Source organism: Pandoraea nosoerga, assembly GCF_902459585.1.
In the GTDB taxonomy this organism is placed as follows: domain Bacteria; phylum Pseudomonadota; class Gammaproteobacteria; order Burkholderiales; family Burkholderiaceae; genus Pandoraea; species Pandoraea nosoerga.
Genome location: NZ_CABPSC010000010.1, coordinates 145764 through 168982, shown reverse-complemented (window position 1 = coordinate 168982; position 23219 = coordinate 145764). Strand labels below are relative to the sequence as shown.

The window sequence follows — 23219 nt, the reverse complement described above, 5'->3', positions numbered from 1 at the left end:
GGCCGCAAGTTACGCGCCGGGGCAAGCGCAACAGGGGAAAAAGTCATGGAAATCGCAACGCCTGAATTCCAGATGGAACAGCAGGAACTGCAGGCCATCAGCGCCGCACTCAACCGGGTTCAGGCCATCATCGAATTCGACATGCAGGGCCACGTACTGCACGCAAACGATAATTTCCTGAAGACGCTCGGCTATTCGCTCGACGAGATCGAGGGCAAGCACCATCGCATGTTCTGCGACCCGGAGTACGCGGGCTCGAGCGCCTACCGAGACTTCTGGGCGCGGCTCAATCGGGGCGAATTCGACTCGGGCGAGTACCGCCGCATCGGCAAGGGCGGGCGCGAAGTGTGGATCCAGGCGTCGTACAACCCCGTCATGGACGCCGAGGGCCGTCCGTACAAGGTGGTGAAGTTCGCCTCCGACATCACCGCGCAGCGGCGCCAGGCGGCCGAGTTCGAGGGCAAGGTGCGCGCGATCGATCTGGCTCAGGCGGTCATCGAATTCAATCTCGACGGCACGGTCATTACCGCGAACGACAACTTTCTGAAGACGCTCGGCTACACGCTCGACGACATTCGCGGCAAGCATCACCGCCTGTTCTGCGAGCCGGACTACGCGCTCTCCGACGCCTATCGTGAGTTCTGGGCGAAGCTCAACCGCGGTGAATTCGACGCGGGCCGCTACAAGCGGCTGGGGCGCGGCGGGCGCGAAGTGTGGATTCAGGCGACGTACAACCCGATCCTCGACGCCAGCGGCCGACCGTACAAGGTGGTGAAGTTCGCCACCGACATCACGCAGCAGGTCGAGCTCGAGGCAAGCGTGAAGCGCCGCGCGGAGGAAGATCAGCGCAAGGTGGCGCGCCTGCTCGAGACGGTCAACCGCGCCGCGGCGGGCGATCTGACCGGTGAGATCGCCGTGGCGGGCACCGATCCCATCGACCAATTGGCCGAAGGCATTCGTCACATGATGGACGACCTGCGCGCCGTCATCGGCAAGGTGGTCAACTCGGCCGGCGAGTTCACGGGCGCCTCGCGCGACATCGCCGAGCGGGCCAATACCGTCGCCACGGGCGCGCAGGCGCTCGGGGCGACCGTCGAAGAGATGAATGCATCGATCGAGGAACTCACCGCGTCGATCAACTCCATTGCCGACAACACCAAGGGCGCGGATCAGCTCGCCCGATCGACGCAGCAGGAAGCGGAGACGGGGGCGCGCGCCATTGCCCGCTCGGTCGAAGCGATGGAGCTCATCAACAAGTCATCCGAGGACATCAGCGAGATCGTGAAGGTCATTGGCGAGATCGCCGGCCAGACGAATCTGCTCGCGTTCAACGCAGCCATCGAGGCGGCCCGCGCCGGCGAGCACGGGCTCGGCTTCTCGGTCGTGGCAGACGAAGTGCGCAAGCTGGCCGAGCGCTCGTCACAGGCCACCAAGGAAATCTCCAAGCTGATCAACGAATCGACCAAACGCGTGGCGCAGGGCAGCGACGTCTCGCGTCAGGCGGGCGAAGCGTTCGAGAAGATCGTGGCGGGCGTGTCGCGCACCACGCAGGCGATCTCGGAAATTTCCTGCGCAGCCGAGGAGCAGCTCGTGGCCGCGCGCGAAGTGAGCGTGGCGATCCAGCACGTGGCCGAGGAAACCGAGCGCTCGGCGGGCGCGTGCGAGACGATCGCGCAAGCGACCACCGGTCTGAGCCAGGGCGCCGAGGAACTCGATCGCACGGTATCGCGCTTCAGGGTGTAACGAAGGAGCGTGCGCGCCGCTGCGGGCTGCGTCCGCGAGCGGCACGCCCGAGGGCGCCGTCCCCCCGCCCCCGGCCAGCCTCATTGCGCCATTGCGTCATTGCGTCATTACCTCATTGCCCCGGCCACGCCCGACAGTCCCGCCGTGCGCGGCCGGCTCACCCGTCCGCCCGGAGGGCCCGCCATGGAAATCGAAGCCGACGTCGACCCCGGCACCCAGCAGGCGCTGTTGCGCGCCGTGCATCGCCACACCGGCATCTCGATGAACGAGAAGAAGTGGACGATGCTGCAAGGCCGCCTGCGTCCGCGCCTGCGCACGCTGTCACTGCGCTGCTACCGCGACTATCTCGCGCTGCTGGAGAACGCACCGGACGAAGTGCGCAACTTCGTGAATCTCGTCACGACGAATGAAACGGCGTTCTTCCGCACGCCGCGCGTCTGGGACTACTTCGCGCAGCACTACCTGCCGCGCTGGTATGCCGCGAACCCCGGGCGCAGCCTGCGCCTGTGGTCGGCGGCGGCGTCCTCCGGCGAGGAGCCGTATTCGGCGGCGATGATTTGCGAGGAATTTCGCGCGCGCCATCCGGGCTTCCAGTATCAGATCCACGCCACCGACATTTCGAGCCAGGTGCTCGCCTCGGCGGCGGCGGGGCGCTACGGCGGACGCAGCATCGACGGTCTGCGGCAGCAGCGCCCGGCCATGCTCGCGAAGTACTTCCGTGCCGACGCGGCCGGCTTCACGGTCGTGCCGGAGCTACGCGCCCACATCACGTTCGCCGAGCACAACCTGTACCAGCACATGGCGCGACGCGAGGCTTTCGATCTCGTCATGCTGCGCAACGTGCTGATCTATTTCGAGACTGCCGACCAGGAACGCGTGCTCGAGAACGTGCGCCGCACGCTCGCCCCCCACGGCGTGCTGATCGTCGGCGAATCGGAGTCGCTTGCGCGGCTCTCGACCGGCTATCGCTTCGAGCAGCCGCTCATCTACCGGAACCAGGGAGCACCGAATGGGGCCGTCGCATGACATCCAGGTATTGATGGGCGAGGTGCGCCTGGGGCGCGGCGGCGACGTGTTGCGCGCAACCCTCGGCTCCTGCGTGGGTATCGGCCTGATGTGGCGGGCGCGCGGCCTGTACGCACTGGCGCACTGTCTGCTGCCCGAGTCGCCGCAGCCGGTGCTCGCCATCGGCGCGAAGTACGTCACGCAGGCAGTGCCGTCGCTGCTCGCGCTCCTGAAGGCGACCGGTGCACGGCGCGGCGAGATCGAGGCCGTGATTGCCGGGGGCGGCAACATGATGCCGCACCAGCCGCCGGCGAGGCACGGGCTGATCGGCGAGGCCAATGCCAGAGTGGCGCAGGCGCTCGTCACCGCGGCGGGCATCCCGATCGTGCATATCGAAGTCGGCGGCGACGTCGGCCGCCAACTGACCATCGACTGCGCACGGCACGCATTTGCCGTGCGCACCATCGGCTGCAACGGCGGCGCGGCCGCCCCTCGCCGCCCGGCCCTCCGACTCGTGGGACGTGAATCATGAATGCTCGCACGCCAGGCTTTCCCTTCCTGCCGGTCTCCACGCGCGACGCCGTCGCCGGCACGGCCGTTCTGCCGCAGACGACGTCGCCCTATCACGCGTATCAAGGCGTCGGCGCGCCGGCAAAGGCAACGCCCGAGGCGCCCAAAGTGCCCAAAGTGCCCACGATGCCCAGGACGGACGAGGCCGAAGTCTTCGGCTCGTTCCATCTCGGCGGCATTGAATTCGCGCTGCCCATCGTCGCGCTGCAGGAAGTGGTGAACTATCCGTCGCGCGTCACGCCCGTGCCGCTCGCGCCGCCGTTCCTGCTCGGGCTGTTCAACCTGCGCGGCACGCTGATCCCCATCGTCGATCTGACGCCGCTGCTGGCGATGACGGCCGACGCGCCCGCGGCGCACCACGACGCCGGCAAGATCGCCATCGTCGACGTCGATGGCGTGCGCGTGGGGCTGTGGTTCGACGCCACGGGCGAGCTCCTGCGCGTGCGCGCGTCGCAACGCACCAGCTTTCAGTACGGCACCTCGCATACGGCGCCACGGGTCATCGCGGGCGCGATCAAGCTCGACGGCGGCGATCGCATTCTGCAAATCCTCGCGCCGGGCGCCCTCGTGCGCATCGAAAACATGCCGCAGTTGATCGCACGCCAGGCGCTCAGCGCGCCGCAGCGCCGCCAGCAACGTCAGCGCCTGCAGTGCGTGTCGTTCACCGTCGAGCGCTCGCGACTCGCGCTGCCGATGAGCGCGATTCGCGAAATCATCCGCGTGCCCGAGCTGCAGAATTCGGCGCTCGCGAGCGCGTTCTGCGTCGGCATGCTCAACCTCCGGGGCACGATCGTGCCGGTGATCGACTTCGCGCACTTCCTCGGCCTGCAGGCCGCCCGCCCGGATGCGGGCATCGCAGGCACGGCGTCCGACCCGCGCCGCATCCTGATCGTCAGGCAGGAGGACGTCCACTTCGGGCTGCTCGTGGACGCCGTGGACAGCATCGTCACGTACTTCGCCGATGAACTGCTCGCCGTGCCGTCCTTCAGCGCGTCGCATGCGCAGCTCTTCGCCGGCTGCATCGCGCGCGATCCGGCGGACGACATCGTGCTGCTCAACGCCGACGAACTCTTCACGCATTCACAGGTGCTCGAACTCACGCGCGGCCACCGCGAGCTGTATCGCGAGGCGCCCGCCGCGCAGCACGCGAGCGCGAGCGAGGCGGCAGCGCGCATGGGCGCGAAGTCGTCGCGCGGCACGCGCCACGCTTACGTATCGTTCCGTTTGCAGCACATGCTCGCGGTGCGCCTCGATCAGTTGCGAGAGATCATTCACGACTCGCCCGACGTCATGCCGGCGCCGGGCGCGCCGCCCTTCGTGCGCGGCATCCTGAACCTGCGCCGCGAGCTGGTCACCATCGTCGATTTGCGCGCGCTCTACGGCATGCCGCCGCACGACGATGCGCAGGGGCGCAAGATCCTCGTGATCGAACACGGCAAGGACAAGTTTGGCCTGCTGGTCGACGCGATCGAGAACATCGTCACGCTCGACGACGCCGACAAGCTGCCAGTGCCGGCGCTGCTGCTCGGCCGTGCCACGCACGAGATGCGCCACGACATGCGTGAAGCCGTGGAGTTGCCGGCGGCCGGCGCTCAGGCGCGCACGGCGATGCTGCTGGACCTGCAGCCGCTCAGGCTACGGCTGGAGACCGCGCTGGCGCAGTGATGCGCCGGCGCCAAAGCCTTGCGGCGTCCCCGGGGGGCGGGGAGCGGCGCGCCGCAGGCGGGCGAAGTGATGGCGCGCGCCGTGGCTTATGCGCGAAGCCGGGACGGTGACAGCCCGGCTCAGACGGCTTCGTGGCGGTGGATGTCGTGCGTGACGAAGCCCGTGGTGTCGCTCGGCATGGCGAGCCAGTCGGGATGCGCGAGGGTGCGTCGCATGTCGTCGAGACCGCTCGACCAGTGATCGAGCATGGCAGCCAGCCCGAACTGGTAGTCCTTGTAGTGGCCCTCGTATTCCTTGTTCCGGTAAATGAGCTGGATCACGTTGTAGCGTTTGCTGCACGCGATTTCCTGCGCCGCGTGGCACCACGGATCATGCGCGCGCACGTCGGCAGGCACGCGCTCGAGCACCTCGCGCAACACGCGGCGATAATGCTGCGCACGCTGCAAGTTGTCCGTGACGAGACGCGTGCGGCTCGAGAACTGGATGTCCTTTTGCCGGTCGGCCACGTCGTTCAGATTGTCCGGCAGCGGGCCGCGCGCACTCCACAGATCCACCTGGAACGCGATCGTGTCGCGCCGCGGCGAGGTGCCCAGCACCTCCGAGAGCGGGGTATTCGATACGAGACCGCCGTCCCAGAAATACTGCCCATCGATCTCCACGGCGGGAAAGCCCGGCGGCAGCGCACCGGACGCCATGAAGTGCTCCGGACGCAGCACCTCGCGCGTATTGTCGAAATAGACGAAGTTGCCGGTATGCACGTTGACCGCCCCGACGGATACGCGAATCTCGCGCGAGTTGATGCGATCGAAGTCGGCGAAGCGTTCGAGCGTGGCGCGCAGCGCGGTCGTGTCGTAATAGCTCGCGTGCGCGGGATCGCCCATGGCGGTGGGCAGCGGCTGCGGCCAGCGCGGTGTGAAGAAGCCCTTCTGCCCCTCGACCAATGCGCGCCAGGCCTGCCACGCGCTGTACGCAATGCGCCCCGATTCCGGACCGTTGAGGATGGCTGCTTCGAACGGTGCGGGCAGCGGTGGGAACACGGCCGGCTCGCAGATCGTGCGCCAGAACGCTTCGAGCTGAGCCACGCGACGCTCGGGCGCATTGCCGGCGATGATGGCGGTATTGAGCGCACCGATCGAAATACCCGCGATCCAGTTCGGCTCGATGCCCGCTTCGTACAGACCCGCGTACACACCCGCCTGATAGGCCCCGAGCGCGCCGCCGCCCTGCAACACGAGCGCCACCGTCTCGTAAGGCGGCAGTTCGATGGCCCGCTTGGGGACTTTCGGCGGATTGGCCGTCATGAACGTTCTCCTGAGGCTTGCAGACGCTGACCGGGTGCGACGGCGCGGGCGGCTCCCGCCCCCGCCTCGCGCGTCGGGAATTGGCCGGCTACTAATTGGCCGGTTACTGCATGAACCAGCCGTGGCTCACCACGAAGGACTGCCCCGTGAAGGCGGCCGACGGGAACGTGCACAGGAAGAGCGCGGTCTGCGCGACGTCGTCCACGGTGGTGAATACGCCGTCGACCGTGCCGCCGAGCATGACCTTCTTGATGACCTCGTCTTCCGAAATGCCGAGTTCCTTGGCCTGTTCGGGAATCTGTTTGTCGACGAGCGGTGTGCGCACGAAGCCCGGGCAGATGACGTGCGAGCGCACGTTGTGCTTCGCGCCCTCCTTGGCGAGCACGCGCGCGAGCCCGAGCAGCGCGTGCTTGGCCGCCACGTAGGCCGACTTCAGCGGCGAGGCCTCGTGCGAGTGCACCGAGCCCATGTAGATCACGATGCCGCCGCGATCGTCCTTGTACATGTGCTTGAGCGCCGCCTTCGTGGTGAGGAAGGCGCCGTCCACGTGAATGGCCTGCATCTTCTTCCAGTCGGCGAACGCGTAGTTCTCGATCGGATTGACGATCTGAATGCCCGCGTTCGAAATCAGAATGTCGATCGAACCGAACGTTTCGGCGACCTTGTCGATGCCGCCGTTCACGGCGTCTTCGTTCGTCACGTCCATCGCCACGCCGATCGCGCGCCCGCCCGCCGCCTTGATCTCTTCGGCCACGGCGTCGGCGCCCTGCTGGTTCAGATCGGCAATGGCGACTGCCGCGCCGGCACGCGCGAGCGTGAGCGCGATTTCCTTGCCGATGCCGCTCGCCGCCCCGGTGACCACGGCGACCTTTCCATCCAACTGATTCACTGACTGGCTCATTTGCACACTCCCGATTCGTCAAAATGGCGGGTCATGCGGTGCTGCGCGCACCGGCATGGCTCGTCGGATATACAGCGTTCACCACGTTCGCTTGATCGCGTCCAAACGGAAAAGGCGCCTTGCGGCGCCTTTTCCTGCATTACCGCGCGATCGGCTTGTAGCGGATTCGCTTCGGCTTTGCTGCCTCCTCGCCGAGGCGCTTCTTCTTGTCGGCCTCGTACTCCTGATAGTTGCCCGGGAAGAACTCGACGTGCGAGTCGCCCTCGAAAGCCAGAATATGCGTGGCGATGCGATCGAGGAACCAGCGGTCGTGCGAGATCACCAGCACGCAGCCGGCGAATTCGAGCAAGGCGTCTTCCAGCGCGCGCAGCGTCTCGACGTCCAGGTCGTTCGACGGTTCGTCGAGCAGCAGCACGTTGCCACCGGAGATCAGGGTCTTGGCCATGTGCAGACGGCCGCGCTCGCCGCCCGAGAGCGAGCCAACCTGCTTCTGCTGGTCCGAGCCCTTGAAGTTGAAGCGGCCGATGTAGGCGCGCGACGGCGTTTCGTACTTGCCCACGGTAAGCACATCGGCGCCGCCCGAAATCTCCTCGAACACGGTCTTGTTGCCGTCGAGCGCGTCGCGGCTCTGATCGACGTAGGCCATCTTCACGGTCGGCCCGATCTTGATCTCGCCGCTGTCCGGCTGCTCGCGGCCCGTGAGCATCTTGAACAGGGTCGATTTACCGGCGCCGTTCGGGCCGATGATGCCGACGATGGCGCCCGGCGGCACCGTGAAGCTCAGATCGTCGATCAGCAGACGGTCGCCGAAGGCCTTCGAGACGTTCCTGAATTCGATCACCTCGTTGCCCAGGCGCTCACCCACGGGGATGAAGATTTCCTGCGTCTCGTTGCGCTTCTGGTATTCCTGATTGTTCAGCTCGTCGAAGCGGGCCAGACGCGCCTTCGACTTCGCCTGACGGCCCTTCGGGTTCTGGCGCACCCACTCCAGTTCCTTCTTGAGCGCCTTCTGACGGGCCGACTCGCTCGCCTCTTCCTGCTTCAGGCGCTGCTCCTTCTGGTCGAGCCACGAGCTGTAGTTGCCCTTCCAGGGAATACCGTGACCGCGGTCGAGTTCGAGAATCCACTCGGCGGCATTGTCGAGGAAGTAACGGTCGTGGGTCACGGCCACCACGGTGCCCGGAAAGCGCGTGAGGAACTGTTCGAGCCAGTCGACCGATTCGGCGTCCAGGTGGTTGGTCGGCTCGTCGAGCAGCAGCATGTCGGGCTTGGAGAGCAGCAAACGCGCGAGCGCCACGCGGCGCTTCTCGCCGCCCGAGAGCACGCCGATCTTGGCGTCCCACGGCGGCAGGCGCAGCGCGTCGGCGGCAACTTCCAGCGTCTGCTCGATATTGTTGCCGTCGCTCGCGGCAAGAATCGCTTCGTACTTGGCCTGCTCGGCCGCAAGCGCATCGAAGTCGGCGTCCGGCTCGGCGTATGCGGCATAGATTTCGTCGAGCTTCGCGCGTGCCTGCATCACCTCGCCCATGCCGCCTTCCACGGCCTCGCGCACGGTCTGCTCCGGGTCGAGCTGCGGCTCCTGCGGCAGATAACCGATGTTCAGGTTTGCCATCGGGATCGCTTCGCCCTCGATCTCCTTGTCGACGCCCGCCATGATCCTGAGCAGCGTCGATTTGCCCGAGCCGTTCAGGCCCAGCACGCCGATCTTGGCGCCCGGGAAGAACGACAGGGAGATGTCCTTGAGGATATGACGCTTGGGCGGCACGATCTTGCCCACGCGGTTCATGCTGAATACGTACTGTGCCATTCGGCTTTCCTGATTCTGAAACGGTTGTGACGGCTCTCGGGCGAGCGCCAGATAGCGGCAAGTTTAACAAAGGGCGACACGCACGGCATCGGGCGCGTCGATCACGAGCTCGCCGCGCGCGTAGGCGCAGCAAGGCAACAGCCAGCCCTCGGCCTTCTCCTCGCGCGACATGCCCGGCCACTCGATGCGGTACGTTACCGGCGCCGGTGCGCCGCCCGTCTGCGCCCGGCACAGACAGGCCCGGCACGTGCCGTTGCGGCACAGGCTCGGCAGCCTGACGCCCGCCGCCTGCGCGGCGAGCAGAATCGGCACGTCGGGCGGCGCATCGAATTGCCAGCCCGACGGCGCAAGCGTGATGCGGCATGCAGGCGCGCCTGGCGCATGAGTGTCGCGCGCGGCGTCGGCGCACGGTTCGGAGACGTTGGCGGAGTCGGGGGGCGGACGGTTCAAGGCAAAGGCGCTCGGTGGGCGTCGAAACGGTGCACGGCGCATCTTGCGCCAACGCGCTACCATAACCCGTTCCCCGACCTTTTGTCGCCTCGGCGGGCGCGTCGCGGGCATCGAGGTCCGTCGCCCGGCAATGCCCGGCCGCCCCTTCGCTCCGTGCCCGCCGTGCGCTGCGATCTCCATTACGGTCCGCCCATGTCCGCTGCTCCCGAAACTACGCCTGCACACGCGCCCGCCAGTAAGCCCAACGACAAGCCCGCCAATGTGGCCGCCAATATGACCGCCAATATGACCGTCAACGCGCCGTCATCGGAGGCCGCGGCTGCGGGACAGCCTGCTGGATCCACCGCGCTCACCGGACTCATCGACACGTCCGGCCTGGAAGCCGCGCTGCACGCGTTTGCCGATGCGCGCGATTGGCACCGCCATCACACGCCGAAGAACCTTGCGATGGCGTTGTCGGTCGAAGTCGCCGAACTGGTCGAAATCTTCCAGTGGCACACCGAGGCCGAAGCGAAGGCCGTCATGCAGACGAGCGAAGCGCGACACGTGGAGCAGGAACTGGCCGATATCGCCATGTATCTCGTGCGGCTCGCCTCGGTACTCGGTGTCGACCTGAATCGCGCCGTACACGAGAAACTCGTCATGAACGCCGAAAAGTATCCGGTGCCGCCGGCCTGACCCACACCTTGCAATGTCGCCCCGCGCCCCCATACCAGGCGTACCGGGCGTATCGGGCATACCGGCCATACCGGGCATTACGGTTGCGCGCGTCCCAAGGCGATTCCCTCGAATGTCGAAGAGATCCATGTCCATGTCGCAGTCCTCTCCAGGCTCCCGGGCCTCTCAGGCGTCCCCGCCCCTCTCGGCGCCCACGGCGTCGCCGTCACCGCCTGGCGCGGCGCACGCGCACGGCAAGCCGTCGCGGCGCACGCTGCCCGCGCGGCCGCGCTGGCTCATGCTCGCCATCATCGCGCTGCTGCACGCCTACATCGGCTGGCGCCTGCTCACGCCCCTGCCGGTCGCCCCCGGCTGGAAGGTGCTCGGCGCGGCGTGGCTCGTGGCGTCGACGGTGCTCATCCCCCTGGGCCTCATGAGCCGCGCCATCCAGCGCGAGCCGCTTGCGACGCTGCTGACCTGGGCCGGCATGACGGCCATCGGCATCTTCTCGTCGCTGTTCGTACTCACGGTCCTGCGCGACGTGGTGCTCGGCGTGGCGCTGGCGGTCTCCGGGGTCGACGCCCAACTCGCCACGCGCTCGGCCATCATCGTGCTGGTGCTCACCGCCGTGTCGACCCTGCTCGGCTTCTACAACGCGCGGCGCCTCGCCCGCGTGGTCGAGATCGACGTGCCCATCGCCGACCTGCCGCCCGCACTCAAAGGCTTCACCATCGTGCAGTTGAGCGACATTCACGTGAGCTCGACGATCCGGCGCCGGTACATCGAAGCGATTGTCGAGGCCGCGAACGAACTCAAGCCCGACCTGGTGGCCATCACCGGCGATCTGGTCGACGGCGGCGTGCCCGCGCTGCGCGAGCACATTGCGCCGCTCGCCCGGCTCACGTCGCGCCACGGAACCTATGTCTGCACCGGCAACCACGAGTACTACTCGGGCGCGCCGGCGTGGGTCGAAGAATTGCGCCGACTCGGCCTCACCGTGCTGGAAAACGAGCATGTGGTGCTCGACCACGAGGGCGCGGCGCTGACCATTGCCGGCGTGACGGATTTCACCGCGCATCACTTCGACCCGGCAAAGCGCAGCGACCCCATGGCCGCCGCGGCGGGCTCGCCCGAAGGCGTCCCGCGCGTATTGCTCGCACACCAGCCGCGCAGCGCGCCCGCGGCCCAGGAAGCCGGCTTCGATCTGCAACTCTCCGGTCACACGCATGGCGGACAATTCTGGCCGTGGATGTACTTCGTGCCGCTGCAACAGCCCTTCGTGCATGGCCTGCATCGGCTGGGGCGGCTGGCCGTGTACGTGAGCCGCGGCACCGGTTACTGGGGCCCGCCCAAGCGCTTCGGCGCGCCCTCGGAGATCACGCGGATCCGGCTGGTTCCGGGCAACGCCTGAGCCCGGGCCCGGTCTGCGCGGCATCCGCGTTCGCGCCTTCGTGCCTTCCCCGGCGCCGCCGCGCTGCCCGGGCGAGCGGCATTCGATGACGCTACAATCGCCCTTGCCTGAATGTCCCATGCTGCTGCCGTCATGAAGTCACTGCCACCTGCCTCTTCGCTCGAAACCGTTGCCGTGCGTCTGCGCGGCAAGATCACGGGCGTCGGCTACCGTCAGGCGGCCGTGCGCGAGGGTCACCTGATCGGCGTGCGCGGCTGGGTGCAGGCGCTGCCCGAGGGCGACATCGTCGCCATGGTGCAGGGCACGCCCGACCAGGTCGACAAAATGCTGGAGTGGATGCGGCATGGCCCGCCCGGCGCACGCGTGACCGACTTCGAGAGCGAAGTCGAGTACACGAGCCGGCGTTTCGACCGTTTCGAACAGCTCTGACATGACGCGCCCCGCCACGCTTCGCACACGCCTTGCCATCGACGATGACGCGCCGCGCATCGTGACGCTGCTCTCGCAGCTCGGCTACGACACGCCGTTGGAGATCGTCCGGCGCAATATCGCGCTGTCGGCGGCGCAGGGCGACGACGCCGCGTTCGTCGCGCTCGACGCCGACGGGCAGATTGTGGGATGCATCGGGTTGCACGCGCTCACCATGTTCCATCTGGCGGGGCGGCTAGGGCGCATTACGGCGCTGGTGGTGGAAGAAAATGTGCGGGGCTCGGGCGTGGGGCACGCGCTGATGGCGGCCGCGCACGCGTGGTTCCGCGAGCGGGGGTGCGAGAAATTCGAAGTGACGAGCAGCGACCATCGGGTCGCCGCGCATCGCTTCTATGCGCGCCATGGCTACGCCCGCGACGGGCAGCGGCTGGCGCGTCAGAGTCAGACGACGTCGCTGACCTAGTTCTTGTGACGGTAGTTGATGCGGCCCTTGCTCAGGTCGTAGGGCGACATCTCCAGCGTCACGCGGTCACCCGCGAGAATGCGGATGCGGTTCTTCTGCATGCGGCCGCTCGCATATGCCACCACTTCCACGCCGTTCTCGAGCGTGACGCGAAAGCGATTGTCCGGCAACACATCCGAAACGTGTCCGCTGAATTCGATCAGTTCTTCCTTGGCCAATATCGTGTCCTCTTTTGGGCGCCGCTCGCGAGGGGCGCGGCACCGGTGTTACAGAAGGTTCGTTCGCCAATACCTTCGCCGCACCCCGGTGCTTGGCGGGGTGCACATCGAACGCCAAAAGGAGCCTACCCGGCGGACCGGCCATGTCGGACATGGCGGCGCACCGAAACGCGGCGATGGTTCGAAGGAGCAAGGCACATTGCGGCAGTGCCGCAATGACGAGCAGTGCGTGTCGGGAGGGCGAAGACCGTGCGGTCCGCGTCATCGGCACAGCGAGTGGTCCGGCCCGCGGGACATGGCTGTCAGCGGCGCCGATAAAGCATTTCGCGATCGTCAGGCGATGATCGGCGAATTTTCGCCGATTCCGCAAGCATACGCCTTTCTGCGTCGCCCGTGGGAAAAATGTGCTGCCGGCAGGCCATGCCGGGGGCTTTCCGAGGCAATTTGTGGCGCATTGCATCATGGCGAGCACCGAGGGACCATTTCGCGCCCCGGGGCGTCCGGTCGACTCGGTGAGAACGCGAGCATGACGCGCGGCGCGCCCTCAACTATGCTGTAAGTACCCGTAGCCCGCAGGAGGATTGATCATGAAAACAGTCGCTCAGATCCTGAAGTCCAAATCGGTGAACACGGTGTACAAGGTGCGCCCGTCCGATTCGGTGCTCGACGCCCTGACGCTGATGGCTGAAGCGCGCATCGGTGCGGTGCTCGTGAGCGAAGACGACCGCACGATCGTGGGCATCTTCACCGAGCGCGACTATGCGCGCAAAGTGGCGCTCATGGGACGCACATCGGTCAACACCCCGGTGCGCGACGTCATGACCTCGGCAGTGCGCTACGTGAGCCCCGATCAGACGAACGAGGAATGCATGTCGCTGATGACGGAGCATCGCATCCGCCACCTGCCCGTCATGAAGGACGGCGAACTCGTGGGCCTGCTCTCGATCGGCGACCTCGTCAAGGCGATCATCTCCGAGCAACAGTTCACCATCGACCAGCTCGAGAACTACATCATGGGAGGCGCCGCCGCCATGGCGGGCCGCTCGCCTTCGCGGCCGAGCTGACGCCGGAAAGACCGGAAAGCCCGGAAAGCCGGGCCGGTCCGGGCCGACCGCTCGCGAACCCGTCGGCGGCGCAATCAGGGGGCACGGCGCTTCACACGAAGCGCCGTTTTTTCCGGAGCGAGCGAGCAAATCGTCGACGGACGGGCCACGGCCCGGCCCACAACGTGCCCGTGGCCCCGCAGAACGTCAGAAGTCCTCGGCGTCGACGTCGTAGTTCGACGGCTCCCAGCGAATCGCGAGCAGCGCCAGCAGACCGATGGCCGGTGCGACGGCGATCACCCAGAACACCTTCGTCGAAAGCGCGGCGGCCAGCACCGGAAACAGGAACAGGGAAACCGTCGAGCTGGCGCGCATGAGCGTCTGGTTGAAGCCGACGCCCACGCCGCGCAACGAGGTCGGATAGCTCAGCGACGCGAACGTCATCGAATGCGCGCCGGGACCGAAGCCCTGCCCCAGCAGGAACAGCGCAAGGAAACCCAGTGCCCAGGCCACCTGAACGCCCCCCGCGGGCTTGCCCACGAGCGCCAGACCGACGAGCGCCGTCAGTTGAAACGCGTAGCCGAGCACCGTGAGTTTCCAGGCGCCGACCTTGGGCACCAGGCGCACGCCCAGCAGGCCGCCGGTGAATGCGAACAGCAGATTGAGCGCGAGCGACATCAGGATCGTGGTCAGCATCGACTGTGCGAGAAAGCTCGCGATGATGACGGGCAGCCCGAACGCCACTGCGTTGTAGGCGAACGACGATGCCACGGCGATGATGGTCGCGAGTGTCGTGCGGCGCAGGTACACGCCCTGGAGCAGCTTGCCGTAGTTGCTCCATGACGCGGGGCGCTTCGGTGCGGCGCGCTCGGCATCCGGCGCCACGACGGCGTCGATGCCATACGAGCGCTTCAGAATCTTCGCAGCGCCGTCGAGATCGCCCTGATTGGCGGCCCACACCGGCGACTCGCTCATGTAGCGGCTGCGCACGGCGATGATCGCCAGCGCGGGAATGGCGCCGAAGCCCAGGATGATGCGCCACAGCAGCGCACTATGCGACGCCGGGAGCACCGAATAGCACAACAGCACCAGCAGGTACGACGCACAGATCGCCGCGTACCACGTGGGGCACCACATCGCGACCCTCGCAGCCTTGTTCCCCCGCCCCTTGAGCTTCGAGAACTCGGCGAGGAACGCCATGGCCACGGGCAGGTCGATGCCCACGCCCAGCCCCATCACGAAACGCGCGCCGGCGAGCACGTACTCGTTGGGCGCGAGCGCACACGCGATGGCAGCGATCACGAAACACAGCATGTCGGCCATGAACACACGATAGCGGCCGATCCGGTCGGTGAAATAGCCGCCGAGGAAGGCGCCCACGATCGCGCCGAACGTGATCGCCGAGGCGACCATGCCCGTGCCGGCCGGCGTGAGGTTGAACTCGCGCGCCACGTCCTTCAGGCCGAAGGCCAGCGCGCCGAGGTCATAGGCATCGAGGAACACGCCGCCGAGCGCGATCGCCACAATCCAGCGCGCATTCGAGACGCGGGCGCCGCCCTCGTTGACGAGCTGCGCGACATCGCCAGCGCAACGGATGACGGCCGGCGCAGCGGCGCGTGTGGCGGAGTGCCCGGCACTCGCGTGCGCCGCGGCGGGAGACAGGGAAACGTCGACAGACATGATGCGCAACCGGAGAAACGGAAATGGGGGATGGGAAATGAAATGGAGCCAGTGAAATAGACCCAGCAATGGAACGGGCGACGGGCGGCGGATCGCGGCCATCGCCAAAGGTGGCGATGTTACCGCTTGGTACTCACGCCACCAAGTGCTTTGTAGTTATATGCTTAGATGATTCCAGCGTTGCCCCGATGATTTTCGCGACAAGACAGCAACAATTCTCTTCATCACCCCGTATGTATAGTGCATTCCCCCTTTGCGTTAAACATTGGCGGGGAATGCCCCCACGTCTCGCCAGGTGGGAATATCATCGAAACACCGCGCGAACGCCTGGGGCCGTCCCATTACAAATGCTTACCGTTTTTTACAGCACAAAGCGCGGCGGAACCCTACATTCCGCGTCGTGGTCGCAACAGATGTGCCACAGGTGCGCCACGCCATCCTTCACCGCGATGGCGACGCATTCACCTCACGCTCACGAGGACAACGGAAAATGAACATCAAAGCACTTACGGGAATCAGCGCGGCATTGGCCGCCGTCATGCTGGCCGGTTGCGTCGCGCCGGGGCCGCAGTACGGTTATCAGCAGGGCTACCAGCAGGGTTACCAACAGGGGTATCAGCCGGGTTACCAGCAAGGCTATCAGCAGGGTTATCAGCAGCCGCAACCGCAGATGCAGGGTGCGCTGTACGGCCGCGTGGAATCGATCGAGCAACTGAACGGCGCCAATAACAGCCCGAACATTCTCGGTACGGTCCTCGGCGGCGCGGCGGGCGGCCTGCTCGGCAACACGATGGGCGGCGGACGCGGACGCACCGCCACGACCATCGCCGGTGCGGTCATTGGCGGCATCGCCGGCAACCGCATCGAGAACAGCATGGGACAGCCGAACGTGCTGTATCGCATCACCGTGCGCCTGGACGACGGCCGTGTCGCGACCGTCACGCAGGCGCCGCCGCTGCGCGTACAGCAAGGCCAGCGCGCCGCCGTCGCCAACGATACGGTGTATCCGCAGTAATCGCTTCACGGCGGCGGCGCATCGCTGCGTCACCGCGCAAAACACAACGCCCGCCGGTGCCATGCCGGCGGGCGTTCTCATTGCGCGGACGGAACCGCCGCTACGCGTGCTTCATAAGCCCACGCAGGCGACAGAACTGCCTGACGTAGTCGTTCCCGGCAAGGGGGACGCGTCGGGGACGCGCCCCGGGCACCATGCGCACACGCGCTTGACTCAATGATGATGGTGGCGATGCGACCATAGCGGATCCATCGAGTCGACGAACGACGCGACGGCGTCCTTGTCGCCGGTGGCGTAGCGCATCAACTGACCGCACTTGCACCAGCCCTGATACGGGGTGATGTGCGAGCACGCCGACGTTTTTTGCAGATACAGGGTGACCGGCTTGGCGCACTTGGTGCACTTGAACTTGAGAGTGAGGGCGGGTTTGCTCATGAGAATTTCGCTGCGGCGCGCTCGGCCGTTGCGTGTGCAAAGGCGATATTCTACCGGGCTGTACCGCTTCCTGAACCTTTCACCCGAACTCTGGCGCTGAGCCGACCCACGATGCCCTCGTCTTTTGCCGCCCCCCATTCCCCGATGCGCCGCCGCCTGATGCAGGCGGCCGCACTCGCTGCCTGCCTTCCCCTTGCCGCCTGCACGCCGCCGCCCGAGGTCGGCGGAACGTTCGTGCAACTCTGGCGCAGTCATCTCGACTGGACGCCCGATCAGTGGCGCCAGCGCCTCGCCGCCACGCACGCGCTCGGCTGCAAGGAAATCTTCGTGCAATGGGTGGGCATCGACGGCGAGCCGGCGAACACGTGGATCGCACCCGACTCGCTCGTCCAGACCCTTCTGGACGAAAGCGCCGCGCTCGGCATGGGCGTGCACCTGGGCCTGCCGTATGACGAGCGCTGGTGGAAGGCTATCGGCATGGCAGACGACGCGCCGCTAGACGCCTACCTTCAGCGCACCGGGCAGCGCGTCGCGCGCTATATGCAACAGACCGTGTGGCCCCGGCATCACGCGTTTCGTGGCTGGTATTTCCCATACGAGATCGAACAGTACGACTGGGCCCTGCCGGCACGGCAGGACAAGCTTGCCGTATGGCTCGGCGACATGTCGGCCGTGGCCGTGGCCACGAGCGGGCGCACGCCGACAATCTCGACGTACTACAGCCGGTTGCCGACCACCGGTACGCTCGCTGACCTATGGCGCACGTTGCTCGATCGCGTCACGCTACATCCGATGATTCAGGACGGGGTGGGTGTCGCCGGTCTGGCGAACTACGACTCGCTCGCGCCCCTGCACGACATGCTGCGCGCCAGAGCCGCGCCGTTCGATCTCGTGATCGAGCTTTTCGAGGAACTGCCGTCGAAGAAAGACGACGGCACCGAATTCAACGCCAGGGCTGCGAGCTTCGCCCGCGTGAAGCGTCAGTGGGAGATCGCGCGCGACTACGGTGCGACGCGGCTCGTCGCGTTCGCCATCGACCCTTGGGTGCTCGACGATACCCCGGAGTCGAAGGCGCTGCTGCGCGAATGGCAGGCCGCCCTGCGCTGACCGGCGCCGGGCGATTGCGCGACGGCGGACGTTCTACTGGCGCCATTCCGCCTCGGTCTGCTTCGACGCGCTTCTGACCGCGCCTGCCACCACTTGCCGCCGCGACTCGCATCCGCGTGGTTATCGCTGATACGTGTCCGTCGCGCTCAACTGTCCGCGCAACACGGGGGCGGTGTCAGTGCCGACGAGGAACAGGCTGTAGTGATCCCCCGGTTCGAGCGCGGGTAGCGCGAGCGTCTTCGTCGTGGCGCTCCCACACGCCGACACCAGCGTAGCCTTGACCGGGTTGATCGCGCGCGCCACCGACGCTCCCTGCGCCACGCCGTCGAATAGCATCGGGCCGGACGGGCTGACGCGCAACTGGCCCGCCGCGCAATTCGCGCTCAGGTTGTAGAAGCGCAGTTCTGCCTTGAGGCCGTCCTGCGTGCCGCCCGCGTCGGTAAGCACGGTGAACGTCACCTTGCCGCCTTCGCGTCGCGGCACCAACGTGTTGAACGTATCGGGCGCGACCTGGAGCGTGCCTGCCGGCTTGCCGTCGATGACGATCGGAAATGCGTCGTTTCCCTTCACGATGGCGTACGTGCTTGCCACCTTCTCGCCTGCGAGCGTCTGTGCCGGGCCACCGGCGACCTGCGCCCGCATTGGCGTGCCACCGGGATTGACCACCCTCACGAACGACGAGCCCACTGGCGGACGCGCGGCATAAAGCCGCGAGAAAATGCCTTCCGCGTTCGCCACGCCTGCACCGCCTCCCCCGGCCACGCCTAGCGCCAGTGCGACTGTCAGAATTCGCCACGTCCTCATGCTTGCGACTCCGTTTTTCCTTTCGTGCCCGGACGCGCCCTCGCGTCCATGTACATTCGCTCCAACTGCTTCCGGTCCGCCTTGTCGCTATTGGTGGTCGGAAAACCATGACACACAAGTAGTTCGGACGGAATCATGTACGACGGCAGACGCTTGCCGAGCAGCGCCTTCCAGTCGGACAATCCCTCAGGCACCGCATGCAGCCCCGGCGGCCCGCTCGTCTCCGGTTCGACGAAGCCGATCATGCGCACGATCGCGCCATCGGGACGGCGCAGCGCTACGGCTGCGCCTGCGCGAATGCCGGGCAGCGTCGCGAGCGACGCATCAATTTCCGCCAGCTCGATGCGATAGCCGTGCATCTTGATCTGGTCGTCGCGACGTCCGCGGAACGTGACCAGCCCTTGTGCATCGATCTCGCCGAGGTCGCCACTGCGATAGGCCCGTTTGCCGTTGTACTCGAACAGGCGCGTCGCGTTCAGGTCAGGCCGGTTGAGGTAACCGCGCATGACGTGGTCGCCGGCGATACAAATCTCGCCGTCGTCGATAAAGACTTCGGCGTATGGCTTGGCGCGCCCGATCGGGAACGGCAAGGGGGCCGCCGCGCGCAACACCGAATCGATCTCGACCCAGGTCGTCGAGCACGTCGCTTCGGTCGGTCCGTAGGAGTTGACGATGCGCGCGCCGGGGAAGCGCTGCCACAGCGCCTCGGCGACCGTCGGCGTGAGCGACTCGGCGCCGAACACGAACATTCGCAGATCCGGCAGATGGGCACCATCGAAGGCTGGATCGAGCAACTGCTGCCGCACGAACGACGGCGTGGAGGCCCACACGTTCACGTGCGTGGCGTGGAGGTAGGCGGCGAAATCCTCGCGATCGGCGATGATCTCGCGCGGACACAGCACACAACAGCCGCCGGTGACGAGCGCGCCGACCCAGTTGAACAGCGAGAAATCAAAGCTGAACAGCATTTGGTCCATGAATGCCGGTGCGGGGCCCGGCTTCACGTCGTCGCGGATCCATCCGGCGAACAGTGCCACGCTTTCCCGGCCAATCTGCACGCCTTTCGGATCGCCGGTGCTGCCCGACGTGAACATGATGTACGCGAGTCCACGCTCGGCGAGCACGGCGCCCGCCTGTCCGGTCGGCACGAACGCATCGGCCTGCGCGTCGTAGCGCAACGCCGCCTGCACCAGCTCGCCGATGCGCGCAATGCGCTGCGCGGGGTTGATCACGTCCACCGGCACGAACGGCACGCCCAGGCGCAAGCAACCGAGAATCGCCACGAGAAAGGCCAGCTCCTTGTGCCCGGAAATGACGAGTGGCACGTCGGGCTTCGCTCCAGCCGCCGTGGCCTGCACCATCCATTGGTCCGTCGCTGAGCGCAGTTGCGCCCAAGTGAGCGCGCCCTTTGCATCGACGACCGCGGGTGCGTCGGGCGCGTGCGCAGTCGCGGCAAACGCCAGACGGTCGAAATCGAAATACATGATCGAAGCCCTCCGACTCGGTCGCCGGCGCTCAGGCGCCCTTCTGTTCCGCGATGAACGCGGCAAGCGTGCTCACCGACACGAGATAGACGTCGATTTCCGACGGTGGCACCTTCACGCCGAACTCGCGCTCCACCGCGAGCACTACGTCGACGGCCGACAGCGAGTCGACCAGTCCCGAATCGATCAGCAGCGTATCGGGCTCGACGTGGGTAAGAACGATGTTGCCGACGATCTCGGCGACCTTGTTTTCGATGTCATTGAGATTCATGAAACGACTCCCGCGAACGATCCGCAATCAGAATTGAAAATAGAGGAAACGGGTTTCCTTGTGAAGATTCACCAGGCACAGGAACAGCAGCGCAAGCGTGACCGACAGCCACGCCGTATTGGGCTGCCAGCGCATGAAACGCTGCGCGGCTTCCTGGACTTTGAACAGCGCGGGCGAATAGCGCCCCATTATCTGGTGGGCGTTCGGCGTGAACCAGACGATGCCAAGCAGCAGCACCACGTATACGAGCTGCAGGTGATGCCCCACGAGCAAGCGCCACGCATCGCCGAAGCTCGCGTGCGCAAGATAGCCGAACGACGGCCACACCTCTACACCGCGCAGGCCAATCATGCCGCCGAGCAGCGCGAGCGCGTCCTGTACGCCGTTGGCGCGGAAAAACGCCTGCGCGACGAGCACGGCGACGAACGTGAGCGCCACCGAAGCCGCATGGGCGTACCACTTCGATTTGTGGGACGCCGGCCGGCGGCCGATCACGAAGATGCGCCAGCCGTGGTTGATCGAGAGATACGCCGCGTGCAGCAGCCCGAAGACGAGAAACTGGAACCCCGCACCGTGCCAAACGCCGGCTAGGCCCATCGTGAACACCGTCGGCACGACGATGGCGCCCATGAACCCCGACGGCGTGCGGGCGCCTTCCGAGCCGACCGGCAGACCGCGCGCACTGCGACGCCGCGAAATGGCCATCGTCACCGGGTAGAACAGATAGGACGTGAGGTAGCGCGTGAGCGTGATGTGCCAGCGCGCCCAGAAGTCGATGACACTCGTGGCCTTGTATGGCGAATTGAAGTTCAGCGGGAAGCGAATGCCGAACATCTTCGCAAGACCGAGCGCCATGTCCGAGTAGCCGGAAAAATCGAAATACACCTGCAGCGCGTAGCTCAGGCTGGTGCCCCACGCGGCCCAGAACTGCAGGTCGCCAGGGGCAGCGAAGCCAGCGTCGGCGTATGGTGCCATCGCGTCGGCGAGCAGCACCTTCTTGGCCAGGCCAATCACGAACAGAATGCTGCCGATCGACAGGTTCTCCGCCTTGAAGCGGTAATTCTCCCGCTGCGCGAACTGCGGCATCATTTCCTTGTGATGCAGGATCGGTCCCGCGATCAGATGCGGGAAGAACGTGACGAACAGCACGTAGCTGAGCAGGCTGCGCTCCTTAACGAGCCCCGCACGGCAATCGAGCAGGAAGCCGATCTGCGTGAACGTGAAAAACGAGATGCCCAGCGGCAGCACCAGCGTATCGACGCTCGCGTGCGTGAGCCCCAGATCGCGCAGGAAACCAAGCAGCGCTGCAAAGTATTTGTAGTGGAACAGCACCACAAGATCGACGCCCACGCCGACGGCCACGATCGCGTTCTGCACGCGCACACGTCCGGCATAGCGCAGCACGCCCTGGCTCACGAGGTAGTTGAACGCGATCGAAATGGCGAGCAGCACAACGAACTGCGGATTCCACCAGCCATAGAACACGAACGACGTCAGGCACAGCCAGAAGGCGGCCAGCCGCAGATGGATGGCGCCGCTCAGGTAGTGCCCGGCCAGCGCCACCGGCAGAAACAGCAGCAGGAATAGATAAGAGTTGAACAGCATCGGGGGTCGCGTCTCGTATCGTTCAATGTCGTTCGGTGTCGTGCCGTTTGGCCTCGGGCAGCCGCGCCAGCGCGGACTTCTCGTCGTCGCTCAAAGGCAGCGAGAGAGCGTTCTCCGAGAACTCCCAGATCACCAGCTTCAGGCTCTGGGGCCATTGCTCGCGCTGCCTGAGCGCCGCGGTGAGCGCGCCGGCGAAATCGCCGCCGTCCATGCTCACGTTCCAGACTTCGCGCCCGAGATCGACGCCGAGCCATTCCGCAAAATTGCTGCGGCGACCGTGCGAGCTACCCGCGAGCATCACCTCCACCGGCGGCGTATCGTCGAGCAGACCGCCGCTGCGCATCGGCGCGATGTGCTGGGCCGACGCCAGATCAGGGCGCGGACGCCAGCCGTCCGGCGCGTCGCCCAACCCCGAGAGCGTGAGCAGATCGCCTACGCGCCGTTGCGGCGCAGCGGGCGTACCCACCTCGAATTGCTGCGACCCCTTGCCGGACAACAGCGCCAGGCCGGCCCGCGCCACGGCCGCCGCCGCGATCCTCGCCCCTTCGGCGTTCATATGCACATCCGTGCGGAAGAACATCGGCCGGTCGCGCCCCGCGAGCGTCTCGCGCAAATCGACGAACGGCACTCCCTCGCGCTGCAACGACGCTTTCACGGCGTCCAGGCGCGCGAGCATCTCGGCCGACATCTGACTCCCGCACAGATGCGCCGCTTCGATACGCGCCTTGTCCGGCACGGCAACCACCATGACCTTTACGCCGCGTGCGCGCAATTGCCCGAGCCAGTCATGCATGAGACGCAGGCGGTCGTGGAACACGGTCTGCGGCGTACCGGGCCGTGGGCGCATGCCGTCGCGGTAAAACATCCACTGCGGACACCCCATGGCAACCTGCTCGCCGACGTCGCCCAGCGCGCGATAGCGTACCGCGGCATTCCACATCTCCACGCTGGCCTGTCCGGGCAGCCTCAGCGACTTGTTGAGCGCTGCCCCCGCCGTGCCGTCCAGCCAGGCTTGCACACTGACCTGATCCCGATCGAGACGTGCATGCGCGAGTATCCACAGCCCCCATGCGAGGCCACACGCAAGCAGCACCGCCGTGATGATGGCGCTCGGGCGGTGCGACGGCCCTCGAGAAGCTTTGATGTCCGACACGT

The 23219-nt window shown here is 66.3% G+C and carries 23 protein-coding genes; 11 read left to right on the top strand and 12 right to left on the bottom strand.

From position 1 onward, the window contains the following. The first annotated feature begins 45 nt into the window (after positions 1-45). The 4 genes from PNO31109_RS14325 (at position 46) to PNO31109_RS14310 (ending at position 4983) form a co-directional block, all read left to right on the top strand. Positions 46-1743, top strand: a complete 1698-nt coding sequence (locus tag PNO31109_RS14325; RefSeq protein WP_150556134.1) for a methyl-accepting chemotaxis protein — start codon at positions 46-48, stop codon at positions 1741-1743. Between the two features lie 183 nt (positions 1744-1926). Next, complete coding sequence (locus PNO31109_RS14320) at positions 1927-2769, top strand: CheR family methyltransferase (RefSeq protein WP_150556133.1); 843 nt, start codon at positions 1927-1929, stop codon at positions 2767-2769. Further along, on the top strand, positions 2753-3280 hold the full coding sequence (locus tag PNO31109_RS14315; RefSeq protein WP_150556132.1) for a chemotaxis protein CheD: 528 nt from the start codon (positions 2753-2755) through the stop codon (positions 3278-3280). The genes PNO31109_RS14320 and PNO31109_RS14315 overlap by 17 nt, the downstream gene beginning before the upstream one ends. Beyond that, on the top strand, positions 3277-4983 hold the full coding sequence (locus PNO31109_RS14310; protein ID WP_150556131.1) for a chemotaxis protein CheW: 1707 nt from the start codon (positions 3277-3279) through the stop codon (positions 4981-4983). Before PNO31109_RS14315 ends, PNO31109_RS14310 begins: the two co-directional genes overlap by 4 nt. A gap of 119 nt (positions 4984-5102) precedes the next feature. Here PNO31109_RS14310 and PNO31109_RS14305 read toward each other — a convergent pair whose 3' ends face one another. From PNO31109_RS14305 to PNO31109_RS14290, 4 genes are all read right to left on the bottom strand, one after another. Continuing rightward, positions 5103-6284 carry a DUF3734 domain-containing protein gene (locus tag PNO31109_RS14305; protein ID WP_150556130.1) on the bottom strand — a complete coding sequence of 394 codons (1182 nt, stop codon included), beginning with the start codon at positions 6282-6284 and terminating at the stop codon, positions 5103-5105. A gap of 103 nt (positions 6285-6387) precedes the next feature. Next, positions 6388-7173: a 3-hydroxybutyrate dehydrogenase gene (locus tag PNO31109_RS14300; protein ID WP_150556185.1), complete on the bottom strand. Its 786-nt coding sequence runs from the start codon at positions 7171-7173 to the stop codon at positions 6388-6390. A gap of 151 nt (positions 7174-7324) precedes the next feature. After that, on the bottom strand, positions 7325-8992 hold the full coding sequence (ettA, locus tag PNO31109_RS14295) for an energy-dependent translational throttle protein EttA (protein WP_150556129.1): 1668 nt from the start codon (positions 8990-8992) through the stop codon (positions 7325-7327). Positions 8993-9055: 63 nt separating this feature from the next. Then, complete coding sequence (locus PNO31109_RS14290; RefSeq protein ID WP_241014241.1) at positions 9056-9442, bottom strand: 2Fe-2S iron-sulfur cluster-binding protein; 387 nt, start codon at positions 9440-9442, stop codon at positions 9056-9058. Between the two features lie 273 nt (positions 9443-9715). Between PNO31109_RS14290 and PNO31109_RS14285 the strand changes: the two genes are divergently transcribed. The 4 genes from PNO31109_RS14285 (at position 9716) to PNO31109_RS14270 (ending at position 12402) form a co-directional block, all read left to right on the top strand. Next, positions 9716-10120 carry a nucleotide pyrophosphohydrolase gene (locus tag PNO31109_RS14285; protein ID WP_241014243.1) on the top strand — a complete coding sequence of 135 codons (405 nt, stop codon included), beginning with the start codon at positions 9716-9718 and terminating at the stop codon, positions 10118-10120. A 277-nt stretch (positions 10121-10397) separates the two neighbouring features. Further along, positions 10398-11510 (top strand): metallophosphoesterase, encoded by a 1113-nt coding sequence (locus PNO31109_RS14280; protein WP_150556182.1) that lies wholly within the window; start codon positions 10398-10400, stop codon positions 11508-11510. Between the two features lie 132 nt (positions 11511-11642). Further along, a complete protein-coding gene (locus PNO31109_RS14275; RefSeq protein WP_174966392.1) occupies positions 11643-11939 on the top strand; it encodes an acylphosphatase in 297 nt (98 codons plus the stop codon). Position 11940: 1 nt separating this feature from the next. Beyond that, positions 11941-12402, top strand: coding sequence for a GNAT family N-acetyltransferase (locus PNO31109_RS14270; RefSeq protein WP_150556127.1), 462 nt, complete (start codon positions 11941-11943; stop codon positions 12400-12402). Here the strand turns inward: PNO31109_RS14270 and infA are convergent. Further along, positions 12399-12620, bottom strand: coding sequence for a translation initiation factor IF-1 (infA, locus tag PNO31109_RS14265; RefSeq protein WP_039393473.1), 222 nt, complete (start codon positions 12618-12620; stop codon positions 12399-12401). The two genes, PNO31109_RS14270 and infA, sit on opposite strands and share 4 nt — an antisense overlap. 587 nt (positions 12621-13207) lie before the next feature. Between infA and PNO31109_RS14260 the strand changes: the two genes are divergently transcribed. Beyond that, the gene (locus PNO31109_RS14260) at positions 13208-13684 is read left to right on the top strand and encodes a CBS domain-containing protein (protein WP_150556126.1); all 477 of its coding nucleotides are present in this window, start codon (positions 13208-13210) and stop codon (positions 13682-13684) included. A gap of 186 nt (positions 13685-13870) precedes the next feature. Here the strand turns inward: PNO31109_RS14260 and PNO31109_RS14255 are convergent, their stop codons facing one another. Then, positions 13871-15343, bottom strand: coding sequence for an MFS transporter (locus tag PNO31109_RS14255; RefSeq protein ID WP_150556125.1), 1473 nt, complete (start codon positions 15341-15343; stop codon positions 13871-13873). A 490-nt stretch (positions 15344-15833) separates the two neighbouring features. Between PNO31109_RS14255 and PNO31109_RS14250 the strand changes: the two genes are divergently transcribed. Next, the gene (locus PNO31109_RS14250; protein WP_150556124.1) at positions 15834-16358 is read left to right on the top strand and encodes an outer membrane lipoprotein; all 525 of its coding nucleotides are present in this window, start codon (positions 15834-15836) and stop codon (positions 16356-16358) included. A 213-nt stretch (positions 16359-16571) separates the two neighbouring features. Here the strand turns inward: PNO31109_RS14250 and PNO31109_RS14245 are convergent, their stop codons facing one another. Further along, entirely contained in the window at positions 16572-16793 is a 222-nt protein-coding gene (locus PNO31109_RS14245) for a hypothetical protein (protein WP_150556123.1), read from the bottom strand. Between the two features lie 111 nt (positions 16794-16904). Here PNO31109_RS14245 and PNO31109_RS14240 point away from each other — a divergent pair, with 111 nt between their 5' ends. Further along, complete coding sequence (locus PNO31109_RS14240; RefSeq protein WP_150556122.1) at positions 16905-17900, top strand: DUF4434 domain-containing protein; 996 nt, start codon at positions 16905-16907, stop codon at positions 17898-17900. 120 nt (positions 17901-18020) lie between these two features. Here PNO31109_RS14240 and PNO31109_RS14235 read toward each other — a convergent pair whose 3' ends face one another. From PNO31109_RS14235 to PNO31109_RS14215, 5 genes are read right to left on the bottom strand one after another with little or no spacing between them, the layout of a single operon-like run. Continuing rightward, entirely contained in the window at positions 18021-18704 is a 684-nt protein-coding gene (locus PNO31109_RS14235) for an alginate O-acetyltransferase AlgF (RefSeq protein WP_150556121.1), read from the bottom strand. After that, complete coding sequence (locus tag PNO31109_RS14230) at positions 18701-20188, bottom strand: AMP-binding protein (protein WP_150556120.1); 1488 nt, start codon at positions 20186-20188, stop codon at positions 18701-18703. Before PNO31109_RS14230 ends, PNO31109_RS14235 begins: the two co-directional genes overlap by 4 nt. Before the next feature lie 31 nt (positions 20189-20219). Continuing rightward, positions 20220-20459: an acyl carrier protein gene (locus PNO31109_RS14225; RefSeq protein WP_150556119.1), complete on the bottom strand. Its 240-nt coding sequence runs from the start codon at positions 20457-20459 to the stop codon at positions 20220-20222. A gap of 27 nt (positions 20460-20486) precedes the next feature. Continuing rightward, positions 20487-22064: an MBOAT family O-acyltransferase gene (locus PNO31109_RS14220; RefSeq protein ID WP_150556118.1), complete on the bottom strand. Its 1578-nt coding sequence runs from the start codon at positions 22062-22064 to the stop codon at positions 20487-20489. A gap of 22 nt (positions 22065-22086) precedes the next feature. Beyond that, on the bottom strand, positions 22087-23217 hold the full coding sequence (locus PNO31109_RS14215; RefSeq protein ID WP_306440560.1) for an alginate O-acetyltransferase AlgX-related protein: 1131 nt from the start codon (positions 23215-23217) through the stop codon (positions 22087-22089). Positions 23218-23219 lie beyond the last annotated feature (2 nt).

Bases quoted from the DNA above. Each gene is read 5' to 3' on its own strand.
- PNO31109_RS14275 (WP_174966392.1), top strand. From the start codon at position 11,643: ATGAAGTCACTGCCACCTGCCTCTTCGCTCGAAACCGTTGCCGTGCGT.
- ettA (WP_150556129.1), bottom strand. From the start codon at position 8,992: ATGGCACAGTACGTATTCAGCATGAACCGCGTGGGCAAGATCGTGCCG.
- PNO31109_RS14285 (WP_241014243.1), top strand. From the start codon at position 9,716: ATGACCGCCAATATGACCGTCAACGCGCCGTCATCGGAGGCCGCGGCT.
- PNO31109_RS14310 (WP_150556131.1), top strand. From the start codon at position 3,277: ATGAATGCTCGCACGCCAGGCTTTCCCTTCCTGCCGGTCTCCACGCGC.
- PNO31109_RS14240 (WP_150556122.1), top strand. From the start codon at position 16,905: ATGCCCTCGTCTTTTGCCGCCCCCCATTCCCCGATGCGCCGCCGCCTG.
- PNO31109_RS14305 (WP_150556130.1), bottom strand. From the start codon at position 6,284: ATGACGGCCAATCCGCCGAAAGTCCCCAAGCGGGCCATCGAACTGCCG.
- PNO31109_RS14325 (WP_150556134.1), top strand. From the start codon at position 46: ATGGAAATCGCAACGCCTGAATTCCAGATGGAACAGCAGGAACTGCAG.
- PNO31109_RS14245 (WP_150556123.1), bottom strand. From the start codon at position 16,793: ATGAGCAAACCCGCCCTCACTCTCAAGTTCAAGTGCACCAAGTGCGCC.
- PNO31109_RS14260 (WP_150556126.1), top strand. From the start codon at position 13,208: ATGAAAACAGTCGCTCAGATCCTGAAGTCCAAATCGGTGAACACGGTG.
- PNO31109_RS14250 (WP_150556124.1), top strand. From the start codon at position 15,834: ATGAACATCAAAGCACTTACGGGAATCAGCGCGGCATTGGCCGCCGTC.
- PNO31109_RS14255 (WP_150556125.1), bottom strand. From the start codon at position 15,343: ATGTCTGTCGACGTTTCCCTGTCTCCCGCCGCGGCGCACGCGAGTGCC.
- PNO31109_RS14225 (WP_150556119.1), bottom strand. From the start codon at position 20,459: ATGAATCTCAATGACATCGAAAACAAGGTCGCCGAGATCGTCGGCAAC.
- PNO31109_RS14220 (WP_150556118.1), bottom strand. From the start codon at position 22,064: ATGCTGTTCAACTCTTATCTATTCCTGCTGCTGTTTCTGCCGGTGGCG.
- PNO31109_RS14315 (WP_150556132.1), top strand. From the start codon at position 2,753: ATGGGGCCGTCGCATGACATCCAGGTATTGATGGGCGAGGTGCGCCTG.
- PNO31109_RS14230 (WP_150556120.1), bottom strand. From the start codon at position 20,188: ATGTATTTCGATTTCGACCGTCTGGCGTTTGCCGCGACTGCGCACGCG.
- PNO31109_RS14235 (WP_150556121.1), bottom strand. From the start codon at position 18,704: ATGAGGACGTGGCGAATTCTGACAGTCGCACTGGCGCTAGGCGTGGCC.
- PNO31109_RS14280 (WP_150556182.1), top strand. From the start codon at position 10,398: ATGCTCGCCATCATCGCGCTGCTGCACGCCTACATCGGCTGGCGCCTG.
- PNO31109_RS14320 (WP_150556133.1), top strand. From the start codon at position 1,927: ATGGAAATCGAAGCCGACGTCGACCCCGGCACCCAGCAGGCGCTGTTG.
- PNO31109_RS14270 (WP_150556127.1), top strand. From the start codon at position 11,941: ATGACGCGCCCCGCCACGCTTCGCACACGCCTTGCCATCGACGATGAC.